This is a genomic window from Patescibacteria group bacterium, from assembly GCA_026415775.1.
Taxonomy (GTDB): domain Bacteria; phylum Patescibacteriota; class Minisyncoccia; order UBA6257; family JAAZHW01; genus SKW32.
The window spans coordinates 417,015-441,950 of sequence record JAOAGL010000001.1 but is presented as its reverse complement, the minus strand read 5'-3'; the positions used below and the strand labels follow the sequence as shown (position 1 = coordinate 441,950).

General features: G+C 31.2%; 20 protein-coding genes, 1 tRNA gene and 1 riboswitch. Of the genes, 17 read left to right on the top strand and 4 right to left on the bottom strand.

Annotation, left to right across the window (positions count from 1 at the left end):
• Positions 1 to 2: 2 nt before the first annotated feature.
• On the bottom strand, positions 3 to 716 hold the full coding sequence (locus tag N2692_02400) for an ABC transporter ATP-binding protein (GenBank protein ID MCX8016128.1): 714 nt from the start codon (positions 714 to 716) through the stop codon (positions 3 to 5).
• Positions 717 to 719: 3 nt separating this feature from the next.
• On the bottom strand, positions 720 to 2,270 hold the full coding sequence (locus tag N2692_02395; protein ID MCX8016127.1) for an efflux RND transporter periplasmic adaptor subunit: 1,551 nt from the start codon (positions 2,268 to 2,270) through the stop codon (positions 720 to 722).
• Positions 2,271 to 2,360: 90 nt separating this feature from the next.
• Here N2692_02395 and N2692_02390 point away from each other — a divergent pair.
• The 9 genes from N2692_02390 to N2692_02350 all read left to right on the top strand — a co-directional run bounded on the left by N2692_02390 (position 2,361) and on the right by N2692_02350 (position 13,695).
• Positions 2,361 to 2,432: transfer RNA gene (locus N2692_02390), tRNA-Asn, on the top strand.
• A 294-nt stretch (positions 2,433 to 2,726) separates the two neighbouring features.
• Complete coding sequence (locus tag N2692_02385) at positions 2,727 to 2,951, top strand: hypothetical protein (GenBank protein MCX8016126.1); 225 nt, start codon at positions 2,727 to 2,729, stop codon at positions 2,949 to 2,951.
• Between the two features lie 3 nt (positions 2,952 to 2,954).
• Positions 2,955 to 5,312, top strand: a complete 2,358-nt coding sequence (locus N2692_02380) for a hypothetical protein (GenBank protein ID MCX8016125.1) — start codon at positions 2,955 to 2,957, stop codon at positions 5,310 to 5,312.
• A gap of 402 nt (positions 5,313 to 5,714) precedes the next feature.
• Positions 5,715 to 6,161: a hypothetical protein gene (locus N2692_02375; GenBank protein MCX8016124.1), complete on the top strand. Its 447-nt coding sequence runs from the start codon at positions 5,715 to 5,717 to the stop codon at positions 6,159 to 6,161.
• A gap of 161 nt (positions 6,162 to 6,322) precedes the next feature.
• Positions 6,323 to 6,610, top strand: coding sequence for an ATP cone domain-containing protein (locus tag N2692_02370; protein ID MCX8016123.1), 288 nt, complete (start codon positions 6,323 to 6,325; stop codon positions 6,608 to 6,610).
• 17 nt (positions 6,611 to 6,627) lie between these two features.
• The gene (locus N2692_02365; GenBank protein MCX8016122.1) at positions 6,628 to 7,176 is read left to right on the top strand and encodes a YbhB/YbcL family Raf kinase inhibitor-like protein; all 549 of its coding nucleotides are present in this window, start codon (positions 6,628 to 6,630) and stop codon (positions 7,174 to 7,176) included.
• 5 nt (positions 7,177 to 7,181) lie between these two features.
• Positions 7,182 to 9,749, top strand: a complete 2,568-nt coding sequence (locus N2692_02360; GenBank protein MCX8016121.1) for a cation-transporting P-type ATPase — start codon at positions 7,182 to 7,184, stop codon at positions 9,747 to 9,749.
• A gap of 50 nt (positions 9,750 to 9,799) precedes the next feature.
• A riboswitch (cyclic di-GMP riboswitch) is annotated at positions 9,800 to 9,884 on the top strand.
• Positions 9,885 to 9,935: 51 nt separating this feature from the next.
• Positions 9,936 to 10,709: a hypothetical protein gene (locus N2692_02355; protein MCX8016120.1), complete on the top strand. Its 774-nt coding sequence runs from the start codon at positions 9,936 to 9,938 to the stop codon at positions 10,707 to 10,709.
• A 247-nt stretch (positions 10,710 to 10,956) separates the two neighbouring features.
• Entirely contained in the window at positions 10,957 to 13,695 is a 2,739-nt protein-coding gene (locus N2692_02350; GenBank protein MCX8016119.1) for an HAD-IC family P-type ATPase, read from the top strand.
• On the opposite strand, the gene N2692_02345 is transcribed toward N2692_02350, so the two are convergent.
• On the bottom strand, positions 13,692 to 14,711 hold the full coding sequence (locus N2692_02345) for a CAP domain-containing protein (GenBank protein MCX8016118.1): 1,020 nt from the start codon (positions 14,709 to 14,711) through the stop codon (positions 13,692 to 13,694). The genes N2692_02350 and N2692_02345 overlap by 4 nt on opposite strands.
• A gap of 113 nt (positions 14,712 to 14,824) precedes the next feature.
• Here N2692_02345 and N2692_02340 point away from each other — a divergent pair, with 113 nt between their 5' ends.
• From N2692_02340 to N2692_02305, 8 genes are all read left to right on the top strand, one after another.
• Positions 14,825 to 15,811 (top strand): hypothetical protein, encoded by a 987-nt coding sequence (locus N2692_02340; protein MCX8016117.1) that lies wholly within the window; start codon positions 14,825 to 14,827, stop codon positions 15,809 to 15,811.
• A 79-nt stretch (positions 15,812 to 15,890) separates the two neighbouring features.
• Positions 15,891 to 17,051, top strand: a complete 1,161-nt coding sequence (gene alr, locus N2692_02335) for an alanine racemase (protein ID MCX8016116.1) — start codon at positions 15,891 to 15,893, stop codon at positions 17,049 to 17,051.
• 15 nt (positions 17,052 to 17,066) lie between these two features.
• A complete protein-coding gene (locus N2692_02330; protein MCX8016115.1) occupies positions 17,067 to 17,885 on the top strand; it encodes a GerMN domain-containing protein in 819 nt (272 codons plus the stop codon).
• A gap of 142 nt (positions 17,886 to 18,027) precedes the next feature.
• Positions 18,028 to 18,654, top strand: coding sequence for an endonuclease (locus tag N2692_02325; GenBank protein ID MCX8016114.1), 627 nt, complete (start codon positions 18,028 to 18,030; stop codon positions 18,652 to 18,654).
• A 4-nt stretch (positions 18,655 to 18,658) separates the two neighbouring features.
• Positions 18,659 to 19,657 (top strand): ATP-grasp domain-containing protein, encoded by a 999-nt coding sequence (locus N2692_02320; protein ID MCX8016113.1) that lies wholly within the window; start codon positions 18,659 to 18,661, stop codon positions 19,655 to 19,657.
• A 128-nt stretch (positions 19,658 to 19,785) separates the two neighbouring features.
• A complete protein-coding gene (locus N2692_02315) occupies positions 19,786 to 21,300 on the top strand; it encodes a hypothetical protein (GenBank protein ID MCX8016112.1) in 1,515 nt (504 codons plus the stop codon).
• Positions 21,301 to 21,410: 110 nt separating this feature from the next.
• Positions 21,411 to 23,147, top strand: a complete 1,737-nt coding sequence (gene dnaG, locus N2692_02310) for a DNA primase (GenBank protein ID MCX8016111.1) — start codon at positions 21,411 to 21,413, stop codon at positions 23,145 to 23,147.
• Positions 23,148 to 23,149: 2 nt separating this feature from the next.
• Complete coding sequence (locus N2692_02305; protein ID MCX8016110.1) at positions 23,150 to 24,337, top strand: sigma-70 family RNA polymerase sigma factor; 1,188 nt, start codon at positions 23,150 to 23,152, stop codon at positions 24,335 to 24,337.
• Between the two features lie 90 nt (positions 24,338 to 24,427).
• Here N2692_02305 and N2692_02300 read toward each other — a convergent pair whose 3' ends face one another.
• Positions 24,428 to 24,895: a C40 family peptidase gene (locus N2692_02300; protein ID MCX8016109.1), complete on the bottom strand. Its 468-nt coding sequence runs from the start codon at positions 24,893 to 24,895 to the stop codon at positions 24,428 to 24,430.
• Positions 24,896 to 24,936 lie beyond the last annotated feature (41 nt).

Here is a 24,936-nt window from a genome sequence, read left to right as displayed (position 1 = left end):
GTTTATTTAATAAATTGAAGCGCGTCAAAGCGTTCGTTATTAATTGTGTCTGATTGAATTTCTCCATCAAATAATTTAATAATTCGTTCAGCGCATTTGGCGGTATAGGTTTCGTGAGTGATTAAAATAATTGTATGACCTTCATTATTTAATTGTTGAAGTGTAGCCATAATCTGTTGACCTGCTTTACTATCTAAATTGCCTGTTGGTTCATCAGCGAAAATAACTAATGGATTGGTAACCAAGGCGCGAGCAATAGCCACTCTTTGCTGTTCGCCGCCGGATAATTGATTTGGTAAATGATTAATGCGATGTGTTAATCCAACCTTACTCAAAGCCTCATAAGCCAATTTATTCCATTCTTTTTCAGGAATATCAGAGTAAACGAGAGGTAATTTTACATTTTCCAGTACGCTGGTTTTAGCCAAAAGATTAAATTGCTGAAAAACAAACCCCATTTTTTTGTTGCGAATTTTTGCCATTTCTTCTTCGGAATAATCATAAATGGAGCGATTCTCAAACAAATATTCTCCAGCGGTTGGCTTATCTAAAAACCCTAAAATATGGAGTAGGGTAGATTTACCCGAACCAGAGGGACCTGTTATAGCGACAAATTCACCATTTTTTATTTCCAAAGAAATGTTTTTTAAAGCAATTGTTTCCGTGCCATCATCACAGTATTTTTTCTCTAAATTATTAACTTTTATTAAAATCATAATTTATTTACCAGAAACAATAATCATTTCGCCTTCATTGAGGCCGTTTAAAATTTCAACCATCGCATTCTCACCGGTAATACCCGTTTCTACTTTTCTTTCTTCAATGGTTTTTGCATCTTTATACCAAACACGAACCATTTTTGTGCCATTTGAACTAATTACCGCTCTTCGGGGAATCATTAAAACATTTTCTTTTTCTTGGGTAATAATATCAATATTAGCCGACATGCCTGCTTTTATTTCATCATTGTTTACATTAATAAATTGTAATTTTGCTTTGTAAGTCGGCACGCCTTCTACTAATGTTGCTGCAGGGTCAAGATGAATAACTTGCGCTTCAAAAATTTTATTGGGACCATAAGCATCAAGAGTTATTTTGGCTTTATTCCCAACTTTAATTTTAGCAATATCAATTTCAGAAATAAGCGTTTCAATCTCGTATTGATTATCAGCAATTAAAGAAGCAACAGGAATATTGGCAGTAACCATTTGACCAATTTGCAAATCAAATTTAGTAATAACACCATCAAACGGAGCAGTTAAATAACAATCCGCCACTTTATTGCGGGCATCTTCTAAATTATTTTGATATTGTTTAACAGTTAATTCTTGGCTTTTGATATCAAAAGGATAATTATTAAGCAAATCTTTTTGGGTGTTGATTTGATTGCGAATAATTAAAAGATTTTGAAGATAAGAATCAATGGTTTGAGAATAAGTAGTGAGTTGTTGGAGATGATTGGTAATTGTTGAAGTTTTGTTATGTGTTAAATTATTCTGAATGAGAAAATTATTAAGATAAATAATAGGATCGCGTCCGGTTTTAATTAAATCAGCTATTTTAACTAAAAGCGAATAGCCGATTTCAATAGCGTTGAAGCGTTCTTCACCGCTGCCACGTTGAGCGATTTGATATTTATCAATAGCTTGGGTAAGTAAATTTTTAATTTCATTATAAAGAGTTTCAGCTTTTGCCGGCGTTAAAATAAAACTGGAATTATAATCTGAGTAATATGTAATATTATTTTTGCTTCCGTCTGATAAATCATTTTCAAAATAAATAGCGCGGATATTTTCTAAAATTGTTGGCGCTTGTTGATAAAAACTGGCTAAAATAATCAAAGCATCCTCATAGCTTTTATTAAGAGCGTCTTCACGAAGTAATTGTTGATATTGTGATTTTAATTTTTCTAAATTATTTTGGGCGGTAGCTAAAAGTATTTCAGCATTCCTGAGATTTTGCTCTAAATCAGCACAATCAATTTTGGCCAGAGTGGAGTAGGCTTTTACTTTTTTTCCAACATCCGCATTCAAATAAACAACTCGCCCAGATTTTTTAAATGACAAATCAACGTTTTGTGAAGAAACCACGCGACCAGTGGTGCTAACAATTTCTTTAAGACTTCCTTTTTCAACTGAGGCAAATTGAAAATTGTTTTTATTTTTAGAAATCGCTATTTGATAGACGATTAGCGCAAGAAAAATCAAGATAATGATTAGGGGAATAAAAATTTTTGGTTTTTTGATTTTTTGCAATAATGAGCGGAACATATTAAATTCCATTATAAACCTTTTTAACAAAAAAAGAAAGTCAGCGCATTCTTGATTTTTTAGTTTTTATTTTTTAAAATAAATTAGCATTCCGGTGTAGCTCAACGGTAGAGCGGCTCCCTGTTAAGGAGACGGTTGTAGGTTCGAATCCTACCACCGGAGCACTAATTAACACCTGCTTAAATTTTTTATATTATTTACCAAATTTAATCCACAAATCTAAGAAACGAAGTCTGAGCCGATAATTTGCCCGCCGCCACAGGCGGCGGGCAGGAAAACCCGTTCGGCTCGCGAGCAAAAAAATTCCTTCCCTAAAATCCCTCCATTTTTGCTCACTCGCCGGAAGAAAAGAAATTTAGTTATACACAGATAAGGGTATTGACAATAAGATAAGGATTTGCTATCCTTATTATAGAAATAATAAATTAAATAATAGTAAAAAATATTAGGAAAAATATGGCATCACCAACCGAAAAAAGAGAGCGATTTAAAAAATTAGCTGTTTATAGAACAAATGAGGTTTTGAAACGGCTTAAAATATTAGGTAATTGTGCTAATCGTAGTGCTTATGATTATACGGAAGAAGAAGTTAATAAAATTTTTTTAGAGATTGAGAGAAAAGTACGAGAAATAAAAGCTAAATTCCATTTTCCTAACAAAAATAAGGAATTTAAATTATAAAATATGACCAATCAAAAAATAAAGGAACTTTGTATTGATCTTGCAATGGCCGAAAGTGAGGAAGCCGTTGTTAATATTCTGAAAAAAGCTGGTTTTTGGAATGATCCAAATGTATGGGTAGATTATGACCGAAACCCTAATAATTTTTCTACAATAGGAAATCAACAAAGTAGTCCAGACGCCGCATTAGTAGAGAAAATAATCAATTCAGTAGACGCAGTCTTAATGAGAGAGTGTCAACGGCGAGGTATTAAGCCGGATAGCTCTGAAGCGCCTAAAAGTATTCAAGAAGCATTAAAAGAATATTTTGGTATCTATGATGGAAAGTTATCTAATATTGATGCAAGTCAAAGAGCTGAACTCGCAAAGAATATACTATTGGTTGCTACGGGAGAAAAATCAAATCCCTGTTATTCAATTATTGACTTTGGAGAAGGTCAAACTCCTAAACGAATGCCGGATACATTTTTATCTTTGAATAAAAAGAATAAACTCAATGTACCATTCGTCCAAGGAAAATTTAATATGGGCGGGACAGGTGCGCTTCAGTTTTGCAGTCGAAAATATAATTTACAATTAATCATTTCAAAACGAGACCCAGAAATAGCCAAAAATGAAAATGACGAAACAAAAAATAAATGGGGATTTACGATTGTTAGGAGAGAAGACCCAAGAGAAGGTATGAGAAGCTCGAGTTTTAGATATTTAGCACCTAATGGAGAAATTCTTATGTTTGATAGCGAATATTTACCACTTTTACCCGGAGAATATCCTGAACCATACGCCGAGAGATTTGATTACGGCACTTTTATTAAATTGTACGAATATCAACTTCATGGTGGATTGAAAACTATAGTTAAATTTGATTTATATTACAGACTCTCTTTATTGCTGCCTAATATAGCTTTACCGATAATAATGTACGAAAGGAGAAAAGGTTATCGGGCAGATTCATACCATATTGTTATGTCCGGTTTAGGCGTGAGGCTTGATGAAGATAAAAGTGAGAATCTAGAACCGAATTTCCCTAGTTCTAGCGAAATGAAAATAAAGGGTCAGGAAATGAAAGTACTTGTTTATGCTTTTAAAAAAGATAAAAGAGAAAAATACACAAGAAATGAAGGCGTTGTTTTTATAGTAAATGGTCAAGCTCATGCTTTTTTGTCTCAAACATTTTTTGATAGGAAATCTGTGGGTATGTCCTATCTCGCTGATAGTATTTTAGTAATTGTTGATTGCTCTAAATTTGAAAGAAGAATACAAGAAGATCTTTTTATGAATAGCAGGGATAGGTTACGGGATACACCAATTAGATATGAAATAGAAAACCAATTAGAAGATTTAATAAGAAATCATGATGGTCTAAGAGCATTGAGGGAGCAAAGAAGAAGAGAAGAAATAGAGGATAAATTAAAAGATTCAAAACCATTAGCCGAAATTCTGGAAGATATTATAAAAAAATCTCCCTCCCTTTCTAAGTTGTTCCTAGAAGGCGTAAGGATTCGTAATCCTTTTAATTTAACAGATGCTAAAATCAAAAAAGAATTCAAGGGAAAAAGATTTCCAACTTATTTTAAGCTTTCTAAGGAATATTCCGAGGATAAACCAAAAAATGCTCCTATAAATAGGCGATTTAGAGTTCAATTTGAAACCGATGCAGAAAATGAATATTTTAACCGAGACAGAGAACCAGGACAATTTTCAATCTCATTTAATCACCATACAATAAGAGATTTTTCTTTAAATTTGTGGAATGGATTAGCAACTTTAACAGTTGCGCTTCCAGAAAATGTTGAAATCGGTAATATTTTGCATTTCAAAACAGAGACAACAGATAATTCAAGAGTTGAACCTTTTTATAACGAATTTTATGTAAAAGTAGCTGGGCCCGAAAAACCTTCTGCCGGAGGACAGGGGAAAAGAAGATTACCCCCTGGAGAAGAAGAGGCGGAAGAAACAAGAAAACTACCTTCTGGGTTATCCTTACCTAATATAATTGAATTAACAAAAAAAGATGAAAACTGGTCAAGACACTTTAAAGAAGATGAAGACGCTTTGGCAGTTAAAGACACGGGGGAGAAAAGTTATGATTTTTATATAAATATGGATAATGTATTTTTACGAACAGAAATAAAAGGAAATACTAAAATTAACCCACGATTATTAGAAGCAAGATTCAAATATGGGATGGTATTATTAGGAATATCGTTGCTCGAACATTTCGAAAAAAAGACAGAGAATGAGACTGAAATACAAAAAAATGGATTATCAGTTTATGACGAGATATTTTCTGTCAGCAGAGCAATTTCGCCGATTTTGCTCCCAATGATCGCTTCTTTAGGAGATTTAGAGCTTGATTAATATATAACTAAATTTCTTTTCTTCCGGCGAGTGAGCAAAAATGGAGGGATTTTAGGGAAGGAAATTTTTTGCCCGCGAGCCGACGGATTTGGTTCGCCAGCCCGCCCTCGGCGGACTGGCATTCAGAATTCGACGTCGGGATTTTCTTTAAAATAAGTTCGGATTTCGTTCAATATACGGAGCATCAATCAAAAACGGCCCCTATGGCCGTTTTTTGTATTCCATTTGCTTAAATGAAAACTCATAAAAATTTTTGTTTATTTAATCAACTAATTTTAAGGGTTCACTTATTGATGTAATATTATGTTTATAGATCTTAAGCTAATAATAAAATAGGTTAATAAATCGAATTATCTTAATTTAAATTGTGAATGTTTAACTTTTTTATTATAATTTTCATATATGAAAACCCTCACCCTTCACTCCGCCTGGCTGATTAAAGCTCCAATAGAAGAAGTTTTTAATTTAATAACCGATTTTGAAAAATGGCCAGAGTATTTTCCGAAAGTAGCAGCGTCTGTAAGAATTATAAAACGAGAAGGAAATAATTTGGAGATTAACGCAATAGTTAAATCCCTCGGCCGAGAATTTCCAATAAAAATGAAAATTCAAATTTTGCCAGGAAGAGGATTTATTTCAGATAATGAAAGTTTTAAATTTGGAACTTCTGGTCATGAAGAGTTTTTGCTTTCTGAACATCCAGAAGGAACTTTGATTAATTATAATTACCAAATTTTTATTCATAAATTTTGGCTTCGGATTATTGCAAAACCATTAATTGGAAGATTTTTGTTTAAATATTGGGAGAAAGCCGTTATAAATCAATTAAGAAAAAGACTTGAAAAATAAAATTTTTTGATGGTGAATGTGGCGAAGAAAAATATTTAAAAGCCCCAATCAAAAATCGCAGAGGGCTTATTTTTTGAGTTTAAAAACGTTAAACCATGTTATTTTAATTTTCAATTTATTAGATTTATAATAAAAATAAAGGTCGATTTATATAAGGAAATATGACCAATTTTGTTATTAAAAAATCAGGTGAGAGAGAGCCGTTTGATCCGATGAAAATTGAAAATTCTATTCGAGCAGCTGCTATTGATGCGGGTTTAACGCCAGAAAGAATTGATGAAATTGTGGGTAGGGTAGCAAAAATTGTTATTGATTCGGTTGTAGATAGAAATGAAGTTAATAGTTTTGAAATTAAAGAAAGAATTTTGGCAGAGTTAGATGTAGTTGAACCAGCGGTAGCTGAAGCTTGGCGAAAATTTGATGAAGCAAAGGAAAATCAGAAAGGATAAAAAATTTTTAAATAAATATGAAAAAAATTTGGTTTGTAGTGCCAATTATTTTATTGGTGGGAATTATTTTGATAATTTTTTATAATTTCAAAAATAATAATCAAAAAGTTGTTAATCAAACCAATATGAAAATTTTTAGTCCAGCTTTTCAAAATAATGAAACGATACCATCGCGATACACTTGTGATGGAGAAAATATTAATCCACCGCTTTATTTTGAAGAAATTCCTCCAGAGACAAAAAGTTTGGTTTTAATTGTTGATGATCCAGATGCGCCAATGGGAAATTTTCTTCATTGGTTGGTTTTTAATATTCCTGCTGAAACAAAATTAATTGAGGAAAATTCAGTGCCTGTTGACGCAAAATTAGGCAAAAATGATTTTGGAAAATTAAGTTATGGTGGTCCATGTCCACCTTATGGTATTCACCGTTATTATTTTAGACTTTTTGCGCTTGATACAACTTTAGATTTACCAGAAGGCGTGTCGCGCGAAGAGGTTTTGGCAGCAATAAGAAATCATATTTTAGCTGAAAGTTATTTAGTTGGTCTGTATAGAAGACAGTAAGCAACATGGAGAAAAAAAATTTAAATTTTGTTGATTTTACCGATAAAAATATAGAAGAATCCTTGAGATTATTGGAGAGCTCGGTTAATGGATTAACAGAAAAACAAGTAACCGAACGTTTATTAAAATTTGGTTTTAATGAGCTTCCTTTCAAAAAAAGAAGATGGTTTCATATTTTATTTTCTCAATTTAAATCGCCATTCACTTATCTTTTATTCATTGCTGGCGCTATCTCGTTAATTATTGGCGAAATAATAGATTCTTTATTTATTTTTCTTTTTGTTGTGATTAATGTCGTTTTGGGTTTTGTTCAAGAATATCGCGCTGAGAAAGTAATAGAAGTTTTAAAAAGTTTTTTGCCTAATGATGTTAAAGTAATTAGAGAGGGGGAAAGGGTGATTGTTAATAAAAAATATTTGGTGCCTGGTGATATTGTGGTTTTATCTGCTGGCGATATTGCGCCGGCTGATTTAAGAATTATTGAAGCTAAAAATTTAATTATTGATGAAAGTATTTTAACAGGTGAATCCAAAGCTGTTGAAAAAGACGAAAAACCACTGACTTCTGCTACAAAAGAAATTTTTGAGGCAAAAAATATTATATTCTCTGGTACTTCAATAATAAATGGGGAAGCAAAGGGGGTTGTTATAAATAATATTAGAGAATCAGCAGTAGGAAAAATTTCTAAGCTTGTGGAAGAGATTGGTAAAAAAAGTTTCTATGAAAAAGAATTATTAGGATTTTCAAGATTAATCATTAAAATGGTCGTTTTTTTTATTACAGCTGTTTTTATCTTGCGTCTTTTTATTAACTGTGAAAATATATTTGATTATCTCATTTTTTGTATTGCTTTAATTGTTAGCATTCTCCCCGAAGCATTACCGACGGTGGTAGTTTTTTCGTTGTCTCAGGGAGCATTAAAATTAGCAAAACGAAAGGTAGTAGTCAAAAGATTGAATGCCATTGAAGATTTAGGCAATATTAAAATTTTATGTTCTGATAAAACAGGGACATTAACGGAGAACAAAATGACTCTAGATGAAATTTTTGCTAATAATATAGAAAAAACAATTCTTTTTTCATTGCTTTCTACAGAGTTATTAAAAAAACAAAAAAATATTGAAAATGCTTTTGATAAAGCCATTGTTGAAAAACACGCAAGCAATTTTACTTCGCAATTGAAAGAATTTAAGTTAATTGCCGAAAACCCCTTTGATTTAAAAAGATTGATTAACAGTATTGTGGTTGAGAGTAGTGATGGCAGACGATTTCTTATTGCAAAAGGTGCTCCAGAAAAGATTTTTGAAAAAACAGTAAAAATAGAGGCCGCTAAAATTGTAGAAGGTAAATTTGATTTTACAATTTTTGAAAGAAAGATTAAGGAGGCTGGTGAAGAGGGAAGGCGTGTTTTGGCGGTTGCCTATCGGGAAATAAAAGAAGGGGAATTTTTTAAAAACATAAATGAAGCAGAGGATAATTTTAATCTACTTGGACTATTAATTTTTGCTGATCCGTTAAAAAAGACAGCTAAAGAAACAATTACTAAAGCAGAAAAATTAGGAGTTAGAGTTAAGCTGATTACTGGCGATAGTCGAGAGGTGGCTGGATATATAGGATATCAAATTGGATTAATCTCTAATAAGAATGAGGTTAGAACTGGTAAAGAATTGGAACAATTATCTCCGGAAGAATTTGATAAAACTTGCGAAGAGATTGATGTTTTTGCTCGTATTTCGCCAGAAATGAAATATAAGATTATTGAATCGCTTCAGAAAAAGTATGAAGTTGGATTTTTGGGGGAGGGAATTAATGATGCGCCTGCTTTAAAACTTGCCAATGTGGCTATTGCCGTTAACACTGCTGCTGATATTTCTCGTGAAATAGCTGATATTATTCTTTTGGAAAACGATCTTAATGTAATTATTGAGGGAATTTCTTATGGTCGGAAAATTTTTAATAATTTAGATAAATACATCAAAACAACATTAGCTTCTAATTTCGGCAATTTTTATTCCATTGCCCTTATTTCTTTATTTATTCCTTTTTTGCCGATGCTTCCCGTTCAAATTTTAGTAGTTAATTTATTATCCGATTTTCCAATGATTGCTATTGCTACTGATAATGTAGAAACAAAGGAATTAAAAAGACCCAAAAGCTATCAAATGCAAAAAACGCTACCTTTAATTATTAGATTGGCTATTGTGAGCACCATTTTTGATTTCATTTTTTTTGCTATTTTTTATCGTATGGGAGAAAAAAACCTTCAAACTTTATGGTTTATTGAAAGCATTTTAACGGAATTGGTATTAATCTTTGCTGTTCGAACAACGCAAAAATTTTATCAGACAATCAAGCCATCATATCCATTAATCTTTTTAGGATTGATAGCTACATTGGTTACTATTTTCTTACCTTTTACAAGTTTTGGAATTGATATCTTACATTTTCAAAAAGTTCCCATTCAATTTGTAATCATTGTAATTTTGTTGGTTACAATATACTTTATTATTAGCGAGGGTGTTAAATTAAAATACTATAAAAAACATCAATTGGATTTAAATCATCAGAAGTAGAAAATTAGGGCTGTGGATAACTCTTTGAAATTTGTTTAGAAAAATATATAATTAAATAAGGAGGCGATGAAACATGGCCTGTAATATGGACGCCTGGGCCATGTGGAGCTAGTGGCGTAACCGGCCTAAGCAAATAGCGACCTCCTAGGTCTATTTTTTATTTTTAATTGGTCTGTTATAATAAAAATGTATAAAATATTTTCTGCTATAAAAAATATTCAGCTATTAGGATTACAAGCAAAACCAATTTTAGCTGTTTTTTCTTTGCTTGCTTTTGTTTTAGATTTAACTTTTTCTGTTTATTTTTTTATAAAATATCTTAAAAGTCAAAAACAACAAAGGATTTTTTTATACATATCTTTAGTTTTGTTTTTTGTTTATTGGACACGATTGCCTTTCGCTCTTAATTTGCTGGGATTCACATTTGTTGTGGAACGAATATATTGGGTTTTTGCTGTTGCTTTACCATTATATCTTATTGCTTTAATACTTATTATTTTGGTATTAAGAACTTTATGTTCCGAACTCTGTCAAAAACGTGTGTTTATTTTTTTGCATGCTTGGGCAGTAGTTGCTTTTATTGTGATGTTTTATTATTTTGTTGCCTACAAAGGATTATTTTCTGATTATATACCAGTGAAGACATTGTATTATATTTTCATTTTTCCAGCAAGAATTTTTATTTTATTAGTTGCCCTGCGTCTTTTATTCGACAAACAAACAAACTTATTAAAAATACAAAAAATAGGCCCGATAATATTAATTGTAAATAATTTATTAGGAGCGCTTTTAAATTATTTTAATTATTCTGTAATGTTAAGCGTGCCACCAGCATTTTGGTTTTTGCCGGTAGCTGGTTATTCTATAAGTTATATTTGGGAATTAATCAATTCAATTCTTTTAATCGTTGGTTTTTTGTTTATTACTTCTCAAATTAAATTTTGTAAAAATATTAACTAATCAATTTTTTATTGTTTAGATAAATTTTGATAAAATCTCTTAGAATACAAACGCAAATGAAAAATTTGTGGCTTTTGGGTGATTTTTTTGGTTTTTCGTTAATTAGAAATTATTTTGTTATAATTATAATAAGAAATGAAAAACAAATGTTATGCTGAATTAATACAAATTTTCATTTATTTCTTCAGTCGTCTTTTAATAGTGTTTTTCAAGAGAGGATGATGGCGATAATAAATTTTATAAAAATATGTTATTAAATAATACAAAAAACAAAAATAAAACTATAAATTGGCATGCTCTAGAAAGTGAAAAAATTTTTTCTATTTTGCAAACAAGAAATTCGGGATTAAATGACAAAGAAGCAGCTAAAAGACAGGATGTTTATGGTTTGAATAAATTGGAAGAATATAGAAAAACTAATTTATTAAGACTTTTTTTGAAACAATTTAAAAGCCCTTTAATTTATATATTATTAATTGGTGGGATTATTACTATATTTTTAAAAGATTTTACAGATAGCATTGTTATTTTTGGAACAATAATCATCAACTCTTTTATTGGATTTTTTCAAGAGAAAAAAACAAATCAGATTTTTCAACAATTGCAAAAATATTTAAAAAATAGTGCTAAAGTTAAACGAGAAGGATTAATTAAAGAAATTACAGCAGAAGAAGTGGTACCAGGAGATATTGTGATTTTAGAAATGGGACAGCGCGTTCCTGCTGATGGTAGAATTATTGAAGCAAATAATTTGAAAATTAATGAATCTATTTTAACTGGAGAATGGCTGGCAAAATCGTGCACTACAGAAAGTTTGCCAGAAGATACACCATTAGCGGACAGAGATAATATGGCTTATATGGGAACATTGGTAGAAGAAGGCAGAGGGGTAATGGTTGTTACTACTATAGGAAAAGATACAGAATTTGGAAATTTAGGTTTTATTCTTCAAGATATTGAAAAAGATAAAACACCTTTTCAGCGAAAAGTAGAATATTTTAGTAAATTTTTAGGATTAATAATTTCTATTTTTGTTTTAAGCATCTTTATTTTAGGCATTATAAATAATCGACCATTTATTGAAATGTTGACGGTTTCTGTTGCAACAGCAGTAGCAGCTATTCCAGAGGGTTTGCCTTTGGTGGTGACTGTTATTTTTACTTTTGGAATGCGGGAAATTTTTAAAAAGAGAGGATTGGTTAAGAAAATTGTTGCTGCTGAAGTTTTGGGTTCTACCTCTGTAATTTGTACAGACAAAACTGGAACTTTAACAAAAGCAACTATGCAAGTTTCGGGCATTTACACACCAACTAGGAGTTTAATAGGAGATACACTAAAAAAGCATAAATTTTTAAATATTGATGGAGAAGCTTCTGAATTAATTATTTTAAAAACTGCCATTCTTGCTTGTGACGCTTTTATAGAAAATCCTGATGATCCTATTCATCAATGGATAAGCAGGGGTCGTCCTACAGAAAGAGCAGTTGTAGAGTTGGGATATCAAATGGGGATAAAAAAGCATGAATTAGAGAAGAAATATCCACGAATAGATGAATTAGCTTTTAGTCCCCAATATAAATATTCAGCAGCAATTAATGAAATAGATAAAAATGAAATTGCCATTAGTTATTTAGGAGCTCCAGAACGTTTATTAGAATTTTCACAAAATTTATTTTATGATGGACAGATTAAAAAAATAAACGAAAGTGAGCGTAAAAAAATTAATAAATTAATAGAAGATTTAATGATGGAGGGTTTAAGATTGGTTGGTGTTGCTTTTTGTAAAATAAACAAAAATAAATATTTAGAAAATTTTCAAAAACAAAAAACAGAAAATTCCGAATCGTATTTTAAAGAACAACTATTAAAATCAGGAATTTTTCTGGGTTTCATAGCACTTAAAGACCCTATTAGAGAAGATGTGGTTGAGGCAATTAAAAAATGTAAAGAGGCAGGTATGAGAGTAATTTTGGTTACTGGTGATCATAAAAATACAGCTTTGTCAGTAGCCAAAGAAATAGGATTAGAAATTAAAGATTCAGCAATCATCGAAGGCAAGGAATTGGCAACAATGGAAGAAGAAGATTTTTTAAAGAAAGTGGGAAGTATTAATTTATATGCTCGCGTTGAACCGCAACAAAAATTAAAAATTATTGAAGCTCTTCAACAAAAAGGAGAGATTGTGGCAATGACAGGTGATGGAGTTAATGATGCCTTGGCTTTAAAAAAAGCAAATATTGGAGTTGCTTTGGGTTCGGGAACTGCTATTGCTAAAGAATCAGCTGATTTAATTTTACTAGATGATAGCTTTTCCATTATTATTTTAGCCGTAGAAGAAGGGCGGCATATAATTGATAATATTAGAAAAACTCTAACTTATCTATTGACGGGTGGCTTTACCGAGTTGGTTTTAATTGGTTTATCAGTAATTTTTGGTTTGCCGCTACCAGTTTTATCAGCTCAAATTCTTTGGAAAAATTTAATTGAATCAACTCCTCCATCTTTATCTTTGACTTTTGAACCAAAAGAAGAAAACATTATGAGAAGAAAACCAGAAAGTCCTGTTTTGCCATTGTTGAACAAAGAGATGAAGTTTATAATTTTTATAGTAGGAATGTTGACGAATTTAGTTCTTTTCTTTTTATTTTATTATTTATTGAAAATTGATTATCCACTGGAAAGAATTAGAACTATAATGTTTGTGGGTTTAGCTATTGATTCCTTCTTTTTTATCTTTAGTTGTAAAAATTTACGCAAAAATATTTGGCAATACAGCATTTTTAATAACAAATATTTAATAATAACAGTATTAAGTTGTTTTTTGGTTTTAGTTTCGGCTGTATATTTACCATTTTTCAATTGGTTGCTTAAAACAACGCCGTTAAATTATATTGAATGGATAATTTTGATAATGTTTGGCGTTCTTAATTTAACAATGATTGAAGTGTCAAAATACTATTTTATAAAACAAAAACTAATCAATTAAATTATTTGCGGCCAGAGATTAAAGATATAATTATTTAACCAACAGGCGAAAATAATAACGATTAAGATTAAGACACCATTAATAATGAGTGTCGGATATTGAATATCAATTTTAATAAATATTTTTAGACAAAGAGCAATGATAATAAAGATAGCGAAGAATTCCAATAAGGAATTAAGAGAACTTTTTGGATTGGCAACTACTTTTTGAAGGATTAATGCCCAGAAGGATGTGGGGTTAATACTAGGCATCGCAGATGTTGTTGCGATGGGGGAAATAGCCAAAACTTGAGGGGTTGTTGTAATAAATTTTTGTTCTGGTGTTGGAGTAACAATTGGTGAAGGGGTTAATTTTGGTGAGGGTTGAATTTTTATTGCTGGGGTGGGAGATGAAACTAAATTATTAGAATTAGATGGAGTTGCTGGTGTTTGTTGTGCTAATAATTTTGGTGTGCCAAAAAATTGAACAATGAAAATTGCTGGTTGATTTTTATAAGTGCCTTTTGCAATGCCTATGCCAATCTCTTTAAAATTAGGATTTAATAAATTTTGACGATGTGATTCTGAATTAAGCCAAGCCTCAACTACTTCTTGGGAATCGGTAAAATTAAGAGCTAAATTCTCGCCGGCATAAAGGTAATCATATCCAACTTTTTTTAACCATTCCCAAGGCGTAATATTATCCGGACTATTATGGCTAAAATATCCTCGTTGGGCCATATCTTCGGCTTTAAGACGTGCTGCTTCGTTAAGCAAAGGATTAATAACTAACTGGGGTGCATTTGAAGTTAGGCGATATTGATTGGTATATTGAACAATGCTGGTAGAAATAAGCGAGGCGAGAAAATCAGAAGAAGGAATTAAATAATAAGCTAATAAAAAGAAGAAATTTTCTAAAAGTAGAATGGCAATAAAAATCCAAAACACCGACTTTGTTCTTAAAGAATGAGGTTGAAATTCATTATCCACTTGTGGAATGAGGTAATTTGATATTTGTTTTTGGAGTTTATTACCCATATATTTAATTATATCACATTTTAAGTTTTTTGGCAATATCTAAAAATATTTGTAAATAATAAATAAATAATTATAATAGAATAATATAAAAGGGCGAAATAAAATGATATTATATGACTAAAAAAACAAGTATTTTCCTATCCGTAACAATTCTATCTATTTTAGTTTTTAATGTTGTTTTTGCGCAAGAGTCAACTCCAACTCCAACCGCCACACCCTCTGTTACCCCTAGTCCCACTCCAACATTAACTCCTACGCCAACACCAACTACTACCTCCACCATCACACCTACTCCTTCTATTATACCTAATATAAAAAATATTTCCGAGAAGGATCTTAAACAATCGTTGTCCATTAACGAAATTAAAGGAAGAATTATTTGTAGATTAGTAGGAGGTTGTCCTAATGTGGAAAACAAAGGAGAAGTGGAGGTTTTGATTAAGGCCGCGCAAGTAACAGCTGTAGGTTCGAATGAAATTTCCATTAAAATTTTTGGAATCGAATACAAGGTTAATTTAAGCAAGGCAAAAATATTAAAATCCCAATGGATTAGCGGCGACGTGGATGATTTTGTGGTGGGTGATATTGTAAATGTTTACGGTTTTATTACCGAAGAGGCCCCACTTATCATCTATGCTCAAACAGTGCGGAACCTATCCTTGCAAAAACATTTGACTATTTTTAAAGGCCTAATTCAAAATCTTGGAAATTTCAGTTTTTCTTTATTAACCGAACAAAATGAACTTATCAATGTTGCAGTAACCAATGATACACGGATTATCAAAACTGAAGGCGTGGCTTGCATCCAAATCTACCCGCCAATTAATTGTCCGATGAGCACCTCAACTACAATCACATTTGCTGATTTAAAAAATGGCGATAAAGTTATTGTAAGAGGCGAGTATGATAAAGTCGCTAATCAATTAACTGCAGAGCAAATTTTGGTTGGAAATGATGGCAGGCCATTTTTCAAAAAAGAATTAAAAATACAAAATCAACAAAAAGATAATAGTTTAAGAGAGGAAATTAAGAATCAAATAAAAAATTTGCAGGATAGAATTAAAGAGTTGAAAGAACAGATGAAAATGCAGTTATTTTAATAGAAGGTAAAGATAAAATAAAAGCCGACGAGAAGTCGGCTTTTATTTTATTCATTATTTTTTATAATTAAATTGAAATATGCGCTTAATAAATTTATTGCGAGAAATAAGGGATTCATTTAAAAAATATGATTCGCAAAGAAATTTGCTGAGAATAGAAATTGATGGTAAGCAATTAGAAGAAAATATAATTTTTTTCAAAAACCATTTCAAAATACCTTATTTAGCCGCAGTTTTAAAAAGTAATGCGTATGGACACGGCCTTAAAGAAATAGGCGGTTTTTTGGATGGGAATAAAAATATTTCCCATTTTGTGGTAGATAGTATAATGGAGACAAAAATTTTAAGAAATAATAATATTAAAAAACCAGTTATTATTGTTGGTTATGTGCCGCGATTAATCTTAAAGGATTTAAAAAAATTAAATGCTATTCTGGTGGTTAATTCGTTAGATCAAGCAAATGATTTAAAAAATCAGATTAATTTTCCTTTAACTATTCATATTAAAGTTGATACTGGTTTGCATCGCCATGGAATTTTTATTGAAGATTTAGAGAAAACCATAGAAGTTTTACAAAGAAATCGTCATTTAAAAATTGAAGGAATAATGTCGCATTTGGCCTTGCCTAGCGAGAATCAACATCTTAACAAACAGCATTTTGAAAATTGGAATAAGGCCATCGGAATTTATAAAAAGAAAATTTTAAATTATCAAAATCACTTTTTCCATCTTTTAGCCACTCCAACAATAAATAATTTCCCAAATATAGAAAATAATTCAGCGCGGATTGGGGGAGGTATTTATGGCATTGATAATTCGGCGGAACAAAATTTAAAAATTAAACCAATTCTGTCATTTTATGCAAAGATAGTGAACATAAAAGTCATTAAAAAGGGAGAAGGTGTTGGATATGGATTTACTTGGATTGCTGATAAAGATACTCGCATTGCTGTGGTAGCTTGTGGTTATTATGAAGGCGTGCCAAGATTTTTGAGTAATCGAGGCTATTTTTATTTTAATAATACCCCTTTAAAAATTATAGGACGAGTAAGCATGAATTTAACAATAGTTGATGTGTCAGAGATTGATGGCTTAAAAATAGAAGATGAGGTTGAAGTAATTTCCCCAGAGCAGAATAAAGCAAATTCATGTTATCAGATAGCCAAAATGGGAGAAACTATTCCTTATGAGATATTAATTAGATTGAGCCCCCAAATTAGAAGAATTATTAAAAAATAGCTATAATGTAATTATATGAATAAAAAAATAATTTTTATTTTAGTAATAGCAATTATATTATTGGTGGGGTTGTATTTTTTAGGCTGGAAAAAAAATGATGAAGAAAAATCAAAAACCGATGATTTAATTCATGTCTTTCGTCCTCAGGCCAATGATTTTATCGCAGATAAATTAATTATTGAGGGGGAGGCGAGAGGTAAATGGTTTTTTGAAGCGACAGCGCCATTTTATATTTTATCTTCAAATTTTGCCACTTTGACTTCTGGTTTTATCGAAGCCAAAGGAGATTGGATGACAGAAGAATTCGTTCCATTTTATAAAGAAGTAGAGATAAATTTTATTCCTGAAACGGAAAGGGGATATTTGCTTTTAAAAAATGACAACCCCTCGGGCTTACCAGAAAAGGATGTATATCATTTAATTCCTTTAAATTTTAAAATTCCGGAGACAATGATAGTTAGAATCTATTTTAATAATAGCAATTTAGACCCTGAATTTTCTTGTAATAAGGTTTTTCCAGTTGAAAGAAGAATTATAAAAACCCAGGCGGTAGCAAAAGCGGCGTTAGAAGAATTATTAAAAGGGCCGACCGAAACAGAAAAGAAGCAAGGATTTTTTACTAGTTTAAATAAGGATATAAAAATTCAATCGATAAATATAAAAGATGGTACGGCCTTTGTTGATTTTAACGAACAATTAGAATTTCAAGTTGGCGGTTCTTGTCGGGTAGCGGCCATAAGAGCGCAAATATCGGAAACGTTAAAGCAATTCGAAAGCATTAAGAATGTTATTATTTCTATTAATGGTCGAACAGAAGACATTTTACAACCATAAATATATGAGTAAAAAAAGCAAAAATTATTTAAAAGTTGCAAAGGAAAAAATTATCAAAAAGAATTTACCTGTACTAAGACCATCTCGTTTAAAAAGCGAAGTACACAAATCGAACTTACGAAACAAGAGAAAGTAATTTCTCATGTTTATTGATTGGCAAAAACAAATATTAGTTTTTTATAAAAAATTTTCTAAAAAATATCCTATTGTTAATTCCCAATGGGCTTTTTGGTGCAAAAAGAACAAATCTATAAAAGAAAGAGAAAAAGTAATTATCGAGGCAATTTTAACTCAGCAGACAAATTGGAATAATGTAGAAAAGGCAATGGCTAATTTGGAAGAGGTCAATAAAGACAATTTAAGAGCGATTTATTTTACACCCTCAAATCAAATAGAAAAACTTATTAGACCAGCAGGATTTTATAAAACCAAAACCAGATACCTTAAAAACATTTGTAAATTTTTTATTAAAAACGGCGGTATTAAAAATTTAGAAAAGAAAAAATTAAAAGATTTACGCAAGGCATTATTAAAAATTAAAGGCGTTGGACCAGAGACGGCGGATTCAATTTTATTATATGCTTTCCATAAGCCGATTTTTGTTGTTGATGCTTATACAAAAAGATGGGTGAAGGAGTTTAAATTACCAATCAAAAAAAATTCTTATGCTAACATTCAGAACTTTTTTATGAATTTATTGCCAAAAAAATTTACATTGTATCAAAAAATTCATGCTATAATAGTAATGTATTATAAAAGTTTGAAATAAGCTTATGAAAATTGTTATTGTTGCAAGAAATGTTAAAAATTTTAATGATAATGAAAATCAGGTTGATATTTATGGGCGTGCCAATTTGTCAGACGCGTTTGCCATCAAAAAAGTTTTATTACAGAATAGCCACGAAGTTAGAGTATTAGAAGTTGATGTTGATTTATTTGAAAAATTAAAAAGCGAAAAACCAGATGTAATTTTTAATTTGGCCGATGACGGTTTTTATGATGATCCGCGATTAGAACCCCATGTTGCGGCGATTTTTGATATTCTGAAAATTCCATATACTGGTAATAATTATTTCACATTGGCTTTATGTCAAAATAAAGCTAGAACCAAAGAAATTTTAACTTACCATGGTATTTTAACTCCCAAATGGCAAGTGTTTTCAAGTAGTAATCGCAAATTAAATCCCAACCTAAAATTTCCTTTGATTGTTAAACCAATTAGAGAAGATGGAAGTGTTGGAATTAAAGAGCGTTCAGTAGTTAAAAATGAAGAAGAGTTAAAAGAACAAGTGGAACATATTTTAGATGTTTACCAACAAGAGGCGCTGGTTGAAGAATTCATTGACGGGCGGGAATTTAATGTAGGAATTATTGGTAATAAAAAATTGACTGTTTTGCCAATTGCCGAGATAGATTTTAGTGAATTGCCAACAAATATCCCACGAGTAGTTAGCTATAAAGCCAAATGGGTTAAACAAAGTATCGCTTTTAAAAAGACACCAGTTATTTGTCCTGCTCAAATAAACGATGAATTAAAAAATCAGTTAGAAGAAATTGCCAAAAAATGCTATAAAATTTTTGGTTGTAGTGGTTATGCGCGATTAGATATCCGCTATGATGAAAAAGAGAATAAAATATATGTATTGGAAGTTAATCCTAACCCAGATATTTCAGAAGATGGGGGATTGGCGCGAGAGGCCAAAATTGCCGGAATAGATTATGAACAATTAATTCTTAAAATTTTGGATTTGGCGATAAAAAAGGAAAATTAATAAAAACCATTAGGGATATATTTTGTTTACATCCTCTTTTTTTGTTGGGTGGGGAATTTTTAAGGCGTTCTTGACAAAAAAATTAAAATAGATATAATTTAGAGGCAATTTAAATCCAGATAAATACTATGAAAAACATTGCAAATATCTCAAAAATTCTTTTTATTATAGCTGGTTTAACGCTTATTCTGATTGTTTTAACGATTTCTAAGGAGAATTTGCAAAGTGCTTTAAAAACGCGCTATTTTTTGGCATGTGTTAATCCTTATCCTTTACTACATATCACCAATGTCTATATCTCTCCCAATCCAGCCTTAGTTAATCAAACAGTTACTATTAAAACTGATGCCATTCCTGAATGTAATTCTTCCACTGCATCTTGTGAATGGCGTTGGTCAGGAGATGTGAGTTCTATTAATAGTAATAAATTAAGAGGCGAATGGACAACAACATTTACACGCACTGGGACTAAAAATATTAAAGTTGAAGTATATATTAAAGATTTAACTATCTGTGGCGATGATTGGATAAAAGTAGCTTATGGTGAAGCTAATTTAGAAGTTGTTTCAGGCGGCGTAACCCCAACCCCAACTCCTACTCCAACTTCAACTCCCACTCCCACTCCTACACCAACTTCAACAGGTTCTTCGGGTGGTGGCCCAGGTTATTGGGAATGGTTAACGCCTACACCAACGGTGTTAGGCACTTCAACTTGTCAATTTACTCATTTTCCAACCGCTCTTATTGAAAAAACTTGCTGGATTAATGGTAAAACTGGCGGATTGTGTATGGTTTCAACCAGCGACGGTTTTAATGTAAGATTATCCGTTATTTCCGGCTCTTATTATGAAGATATTCGAGTAAATATAGCGATTTTCGATTGGCAAAAAATAATTAATCCTAATTTAAAAATTGGTAGCTATCAATTTATTGGTGACAAAATAATTCATATTGCCGTTGAAAATGAAGATTGTAAATCAGTTGAATTAGAAAATTTAGCTGTTTTACAAATAAATTATTTTGATAGTAAAATCTCTGGCATTAACGAAAACTCTTTAACTATTGTCCAAGCAAAATATTTGCCAACCAATTGGAATTTAAGAAATACCATTCGTTATACTAATAACAACAATCTTTCTATTTTCACTAGTGATTTTGGATATTTTGGTATCATGGGTCTTCCTGTAAAACAGGTTCTAGGAGCAATAACTGTTGCTAAACCAACCCCGACATTTATTTCCTGGTATGATTCAATATGCGGTGATGCGCAGAAAGATTTAACCAAATTTTTTGCTTTAGCCGCTTTATGGGATAAAATTAGACATTTTAATTTTTCCTGGTACTTCCTATCATTGTTATTTAATCTACTCTTACTATTATGGTTGTTCTGGGTTTATATTGGTAAAAAATTATTAGAGAAGTACCGAACAACTGCACAAACTGAAGGAATGGCAAATACAAACATACCAGCAAATAATCAAAGCAACCCAACAATTATCAATTTACCGCCAGCAACTATTAATTATCAGGATATTTCAACAAACAAAGATAATTCTATAATTACTGATGCATCAAAAGAGATAAAAGAAGATGATGAACAAATACTAAAACAATTGAAAGAAAAACTATCAACCGAATTCTAAATTTTAGGCTAAAATAATATAAATATAGTATAGTGCCGCCTTTATTAAAGGCGGCACTATTAATTATTTGAAAAAAAATTCGATTAGCGTTATAATAATTTCTTAAATTTATGGGAATTATTGATCAAATTAAAGAAAAATTAGATATTGTTGAATTGATAGGAGAATATATAAAATTAACAAAAGCTGGTTCTAATTTTAAAGCTCTTTGCCCATTTCATAAAGAAAAAACTCCTTCTTTTATGGTTTCGCCGGAAAGACAAATTTGGCATTGTTTTGGTTGCCATAGAGGGGGTGACATTTTTAAATTTGTAATGCAGTACGAAAACCTTGATTTTGCAGATGCTTTAAAAATTTTAGCGAAGAAGGCGGGAATCGAATTAAAAAAAGAAGACCCTTTGATTGCTAATCAGATTTCAAAATTATACGATATTTATGAAAAAGCTACAGAATTTTTTGAGGAAGAGTTGAAAAAAAATAAAGCCGTTCAGGATTATTTATTGAAAAGGGGGCTTAAAAAAGAAACGATTTCTTATTGGCAATTGGGATTTGCTCCAAATCAGAGAGACGCTCTTCTGAGGTTCTTATTGAGTAATAAATTTAAAATTGAAGATATTGTTGATTCGGGTTTAGTTATAAAATCACAAAAGCAAAATGATAGCTATTTTGATCGTTTTCGCAATCGAATTATCTTTCCAATTTTTAATCATCAGGATCGCATCGTTGCTTTTACCGGCAGAATCTTTGGTGAATCGATTAATGAACCAAAATATTTGAATTCTCCCGAAAGTCCCATTTTTAATAAAAGCCAAATTTTATACGGATTTTCTAAAACCAAAAAAGATATCAGAGAAAAAAATTGGGTTTTATTAGTTGAGGGTCAAATGGATTTTCTAATGGCTTGGCAGAGTGGCATTAAAAATGTTGTTGCCACTTCAGGAACAGCCTTGACCGAAGACCAATTAAGGATTTTGAAAAGGATAACGAAAAATTTGGTTATTGGTTATGATATGGATGAGGCAGGAAGATTGGCGGCAGAAAGAGCAATTGATTTAGCAAAATTTTTTGATTTTCAAGTTAAAATTGTTTCTTTGCCCGAAGCCAAAGACATTGCCGAATACGCCTCAAACTATCCTGAAAAATTAGAAGAAGTAATCCATAAAGCTAGTGATGCTGGCGAATATTATTATCAAAAAGCCCTTTCAAAATACAACCCGAATAATTTATTAGAAAAAAAGCAGGCAATTGAATTTTTGTTGTCAAAATTAGCTTATATTGATAATCCGGTTGAGCGGGCGGAGTGGTTAAGGAGAATTGCCGAAGATTTTCAAATTAAAGAAGAATTTTTGCAGGAATTATTGGAAAAAATTAAAAAAAATTTAGATATGAAAACAGTTGAAAGAAGAGAAGAAAAAATATTGCTTACTGGTGCAGATTTTTTAAAAACACGCAAAGAATTATTAAGCGAAAGAGTTTTAGCGCTTGCTTTAAAAGTTCAAATTATCCAGGAAAGATTAAAAGAAATAAGCGATTTTTTAAATGAAGAACAACAGAAATTAGCAAGTTTAATAATAGATTATTTAAATAATAAAAAAGAGGTTGAGAATGAATCATGGGAAAAAATCGGATACCTCCAATTATTAGCCGATTATGAATTTTCCGATGAGGAAATTGATTGGAATTTGGAATTTGAAAAAATAGTTTTAGAATTAAAAAAAGAACACCATAAGCAACTAATCGAAGAGAAGACTAGACAATTGAAAACTGCCGAGTTAAATAATAATATTGAAGAAATTAGTCGTTATTTGCAAGAGCTCAATCAATTATTAAAAGAAGTTAATTTTTAAATATGTCTCCAAAAAATAAAAAAACCAAGAAAAACAACAAAAAAATCAAGAAAAGCAAAAAAGAGAAGAAAGAGAGAAAAACTAAAGAGAAAATTCTCAAAAGAGATTCTATAAAAGATGAAAAATTAAAGGCTCTTATTCAAAAAGGAAAAACGCGCGGATTTATTACTGAAACAGAGATTTTAGCCGTGTTTCCTCAAATAGAAGAGGACATTTCGTTGCTGGAAGAAATTTATGATGCTTGTGAAAAATCCAACATTGAAGTAATTGAAGCAAAAGATATGATTGAATTGCCGGAAGAGAAGGTGACAGTTCATGATTTAAAGCGTTCATTAAAAGATGATTCATTCGAGTTTGAAATGTCTGATGCTGTTCAGAATTATTTAAGGGAGATAGGAAAGGTTCCGTTATTAACGCCTGCTCAAGAAAGAGAATTAGCAAAAAGAGCAATGGATGGCGACAAAGAAGCAAAAAAACAATTAATTCAAAGCAACTTACGTTTAGTTGTGGCAATTGCTAAAAAATATATTAATCGAAGCCACAATCTAACCCTATTGGATTTAATTCAGGAGGGTAATATAGGTTTGGCTAGAGCTGTTGAAAAATTTGATTATCGTAAAGGTTTTAAATTTTCAACTTATGCAACGTGGTGGATTAGGCAGGCAATTACAAGAGCTTTGGCTGATCAGACGCGCATTATTAGAATCCCAGTTCATATGATTGAAACGTTGTCAAAATATTCCCAAGCTCGTCGACGTTTGGCTCAAGATTTGGGACGTGATCCGTTACCAGAGGAGATTGCTGCAGAAATGGGTGTCGATGTTGATAAAATTCATCACCTTATAAAAATTGCTCAAGATACCGTTTCATTAGAAACGCCAATTGGTGATTCTGATGAAGAATCTCTGCTTGGGGAATTTATTGCAGATGAAAAAACTTTATCTCCTGATCAATCCGCAACACATCGTTTAATCAAAGATCAACTAAAGGAAATTTTAGTTGATTTAACACCACGCGAACAAAAAATTCTTTCCATGCGTTTCGGTTTAGAAGATGGGGTTGTCCATACCTTGGAGGAAGTAGGAAAGGAATTTAATGTGACACGTGAACGTATTCGTCAAATTGAAGCCAAAGCATTAGAAAAATTAAAAAATCATCAATTAATTAAGCGCCTTCAGGAAGAACTATAATATGATTATGAGGAGGAAAAAAATTATTCAAATTATTTTAATCATTTTGTTTATTTTGTCGCTGGTGTTGTGGAGCGCGCCACTGTTTTTTTAAATAATTCTTTTGGCTACTTGAAAATCCCTTCGATTAACGATTTTTTCGAATTTTTCTAATTTTACTTTTTGATTTTTTGTTGAACCATGCCCACTCGCATGGATAAATTTTTTATTTCCCAGATACATCGTTACATGTCCAATACCATTAGGAAATTTTTTATTGTAATGACCCTTTGTGCCTTTAAAGAATAGAAGATCGCCAATTTGTAAATCCTGGGGTTTAAAAAAAGGAGGTTTTTCTCTGTGGGGAATAATTTTGCCGATTTCGGCTTGGAGGATGGTAGAACGAGGAATATTGATGCCAATGCGTTTATAAAGGTATTGAGTTAAACTAGAGCAATCAAAAAACTTTCCGATTTCATATTTTTTGGCGGCATACTTATAAGGCTTGCCTAATTGTTTGAAAGCAAAATAAACTAATCTTTTTTGTTTTTGTTCTTTTGTTAATTTTTGCAAATGCATATTGTTTGTTATTTTAAACAAAAAATTTATCATTATCAAAT

Excerpts from the sequence above, each read along its gene's own strand:
- N2692_02400 (MCX8016128.1), bottom strand. The coding sequence starts at position 716 with ATGATTTTAATAAAAGTTAATAATTTAGAGAAAAAATACTGTGATGAT.
- N2692_02395 (MCX8016127.1), bottom strand. The coding sequence starts at position 2,270 with ATGTTCCGCTCATTATTGCAAAAAATCAAAAAACCAAAAATTTTTATT.
- N2692_02385 (MCX8016126.1), top strand. The coding sequence starts at position 2,727 with ATGGCATCACCAACCGAAAAAAGAGAGCGATTTAAAAAATTAGCTGTT.
- N2692_02380 (MCX8016125.1), top strand. The coding sequence starts at position 2,955 with ATGACCAATCAAAAAATAAAGGAACTTTGTATTGATCTTGCAATGGCC.
- N2692_02375 (MCX8016124.1), top strand. The coding sequence starts at position 5,715 with ATGAAAACCCTCACCCTTCACTCCGCCTGGCTGATTAAAGCTCCAATA.
- N2692_02370 (MCX8016123.1), top strand. The coding sequence starts at position 6,323 with ATGACCAATTTTGTTATTAAAAAATCAGGTGAGAGAGAGCCGTTTGAT.
- N2692_02365 (MCX8016122.1), top strand. The coding sequence starts at position 6,628 with ATGAAAAAAATTTGGTTTGTAGTGCCAATTATTTTATTGGTGGGAATT.
- N2692_02360 (MCX8016121.1), top strand. The coding sequence starts at position 7,182 with ATGGAGAAAAAAAATTTAAATTTTGTTGATTTTACCGATAAAAATATA.
- N2692_02355 (MCX8016120.1), top strand. The coding sequence starts at position 9,936 with ATGTATAAAATATTTTCTGCTATAAAAAATATTCAGCTATTAGGATTA.
- N2692_02350 (MCX8016119.1), top strand. The coding sequence starts at position 10,957 with ATGTTATTAAATAATACAAAAAACAAAAATAAAACTATAAATTGGCAT.
- N2692_02345 (MCX8016118.1), bottom strand. The coding sequence starts at position 14,711 with ATGGGTAATAAACTCCAAAAACAAATATCAAATTACCTCATTCCACAA.
- N2692_02340 (MCX8016117.1), top strand. The coding sequence starts at position 14,825 with ATGACTAAAAAAACAAGTATTTTCCTATCCGTAACAATTCTATCTATT.
- alr (MCX8016116.1), top strand. The coding sequence starts at position 15,891 with ATGCGCTTAATAAATTTATTGCGAGAAATAAGGGATTCATTTAAAAAA.
- N2692_02330 (MCX8016115.1), top strand. The coding sequence starts at position 17,067 with ATGAATAAAAAAATAATTTTTATTTTAGTAATAGCAATTATATTATTG.
- N2692_02325 (MCX8016114.1), top strand. The coding sequence starts at position 18,028 with ATGTTTATTGATTGGCAAAAACAAATATTAGTTTTTTATAAAAAATTT.
- N2692_02320 (MCX8016113.1), top strand. The coding sequence starts at position 18,659 with ATGAAAATTGTTATTGTTGCAAGAAATGTTAAAAATTTTAATGATAAT.
- N2692_02315 (MCX8016112.1), top strand. The coding sequence starts at position 19,786 with ATGAAAAACATTGCAAATATCTCAAAAATTCTTTTTATTATAGCTGGT.
- dnaG (MCX8016111.1), top strand. The coding sequence starts at position 21,411 with ATGGGAATTATTGATCAAATTAAAGAAAAATTAGATATTGTTGAATTG.
- N2692_02305 (MCX8016110.1), top strand. The coding sequence starts at position 23,150 with ATGTCTCCAAAAAATAAAAAAACCAAGAAAAACAACAAAAAAATCAAG.
- N2692_02300 (MCX8016109.1), bottom strand. The coding sequence starts at position 24,895 with ATGCATTTGCAAAAATTAACAAAAGAACAAAAACAAAAAAGATTAGTT.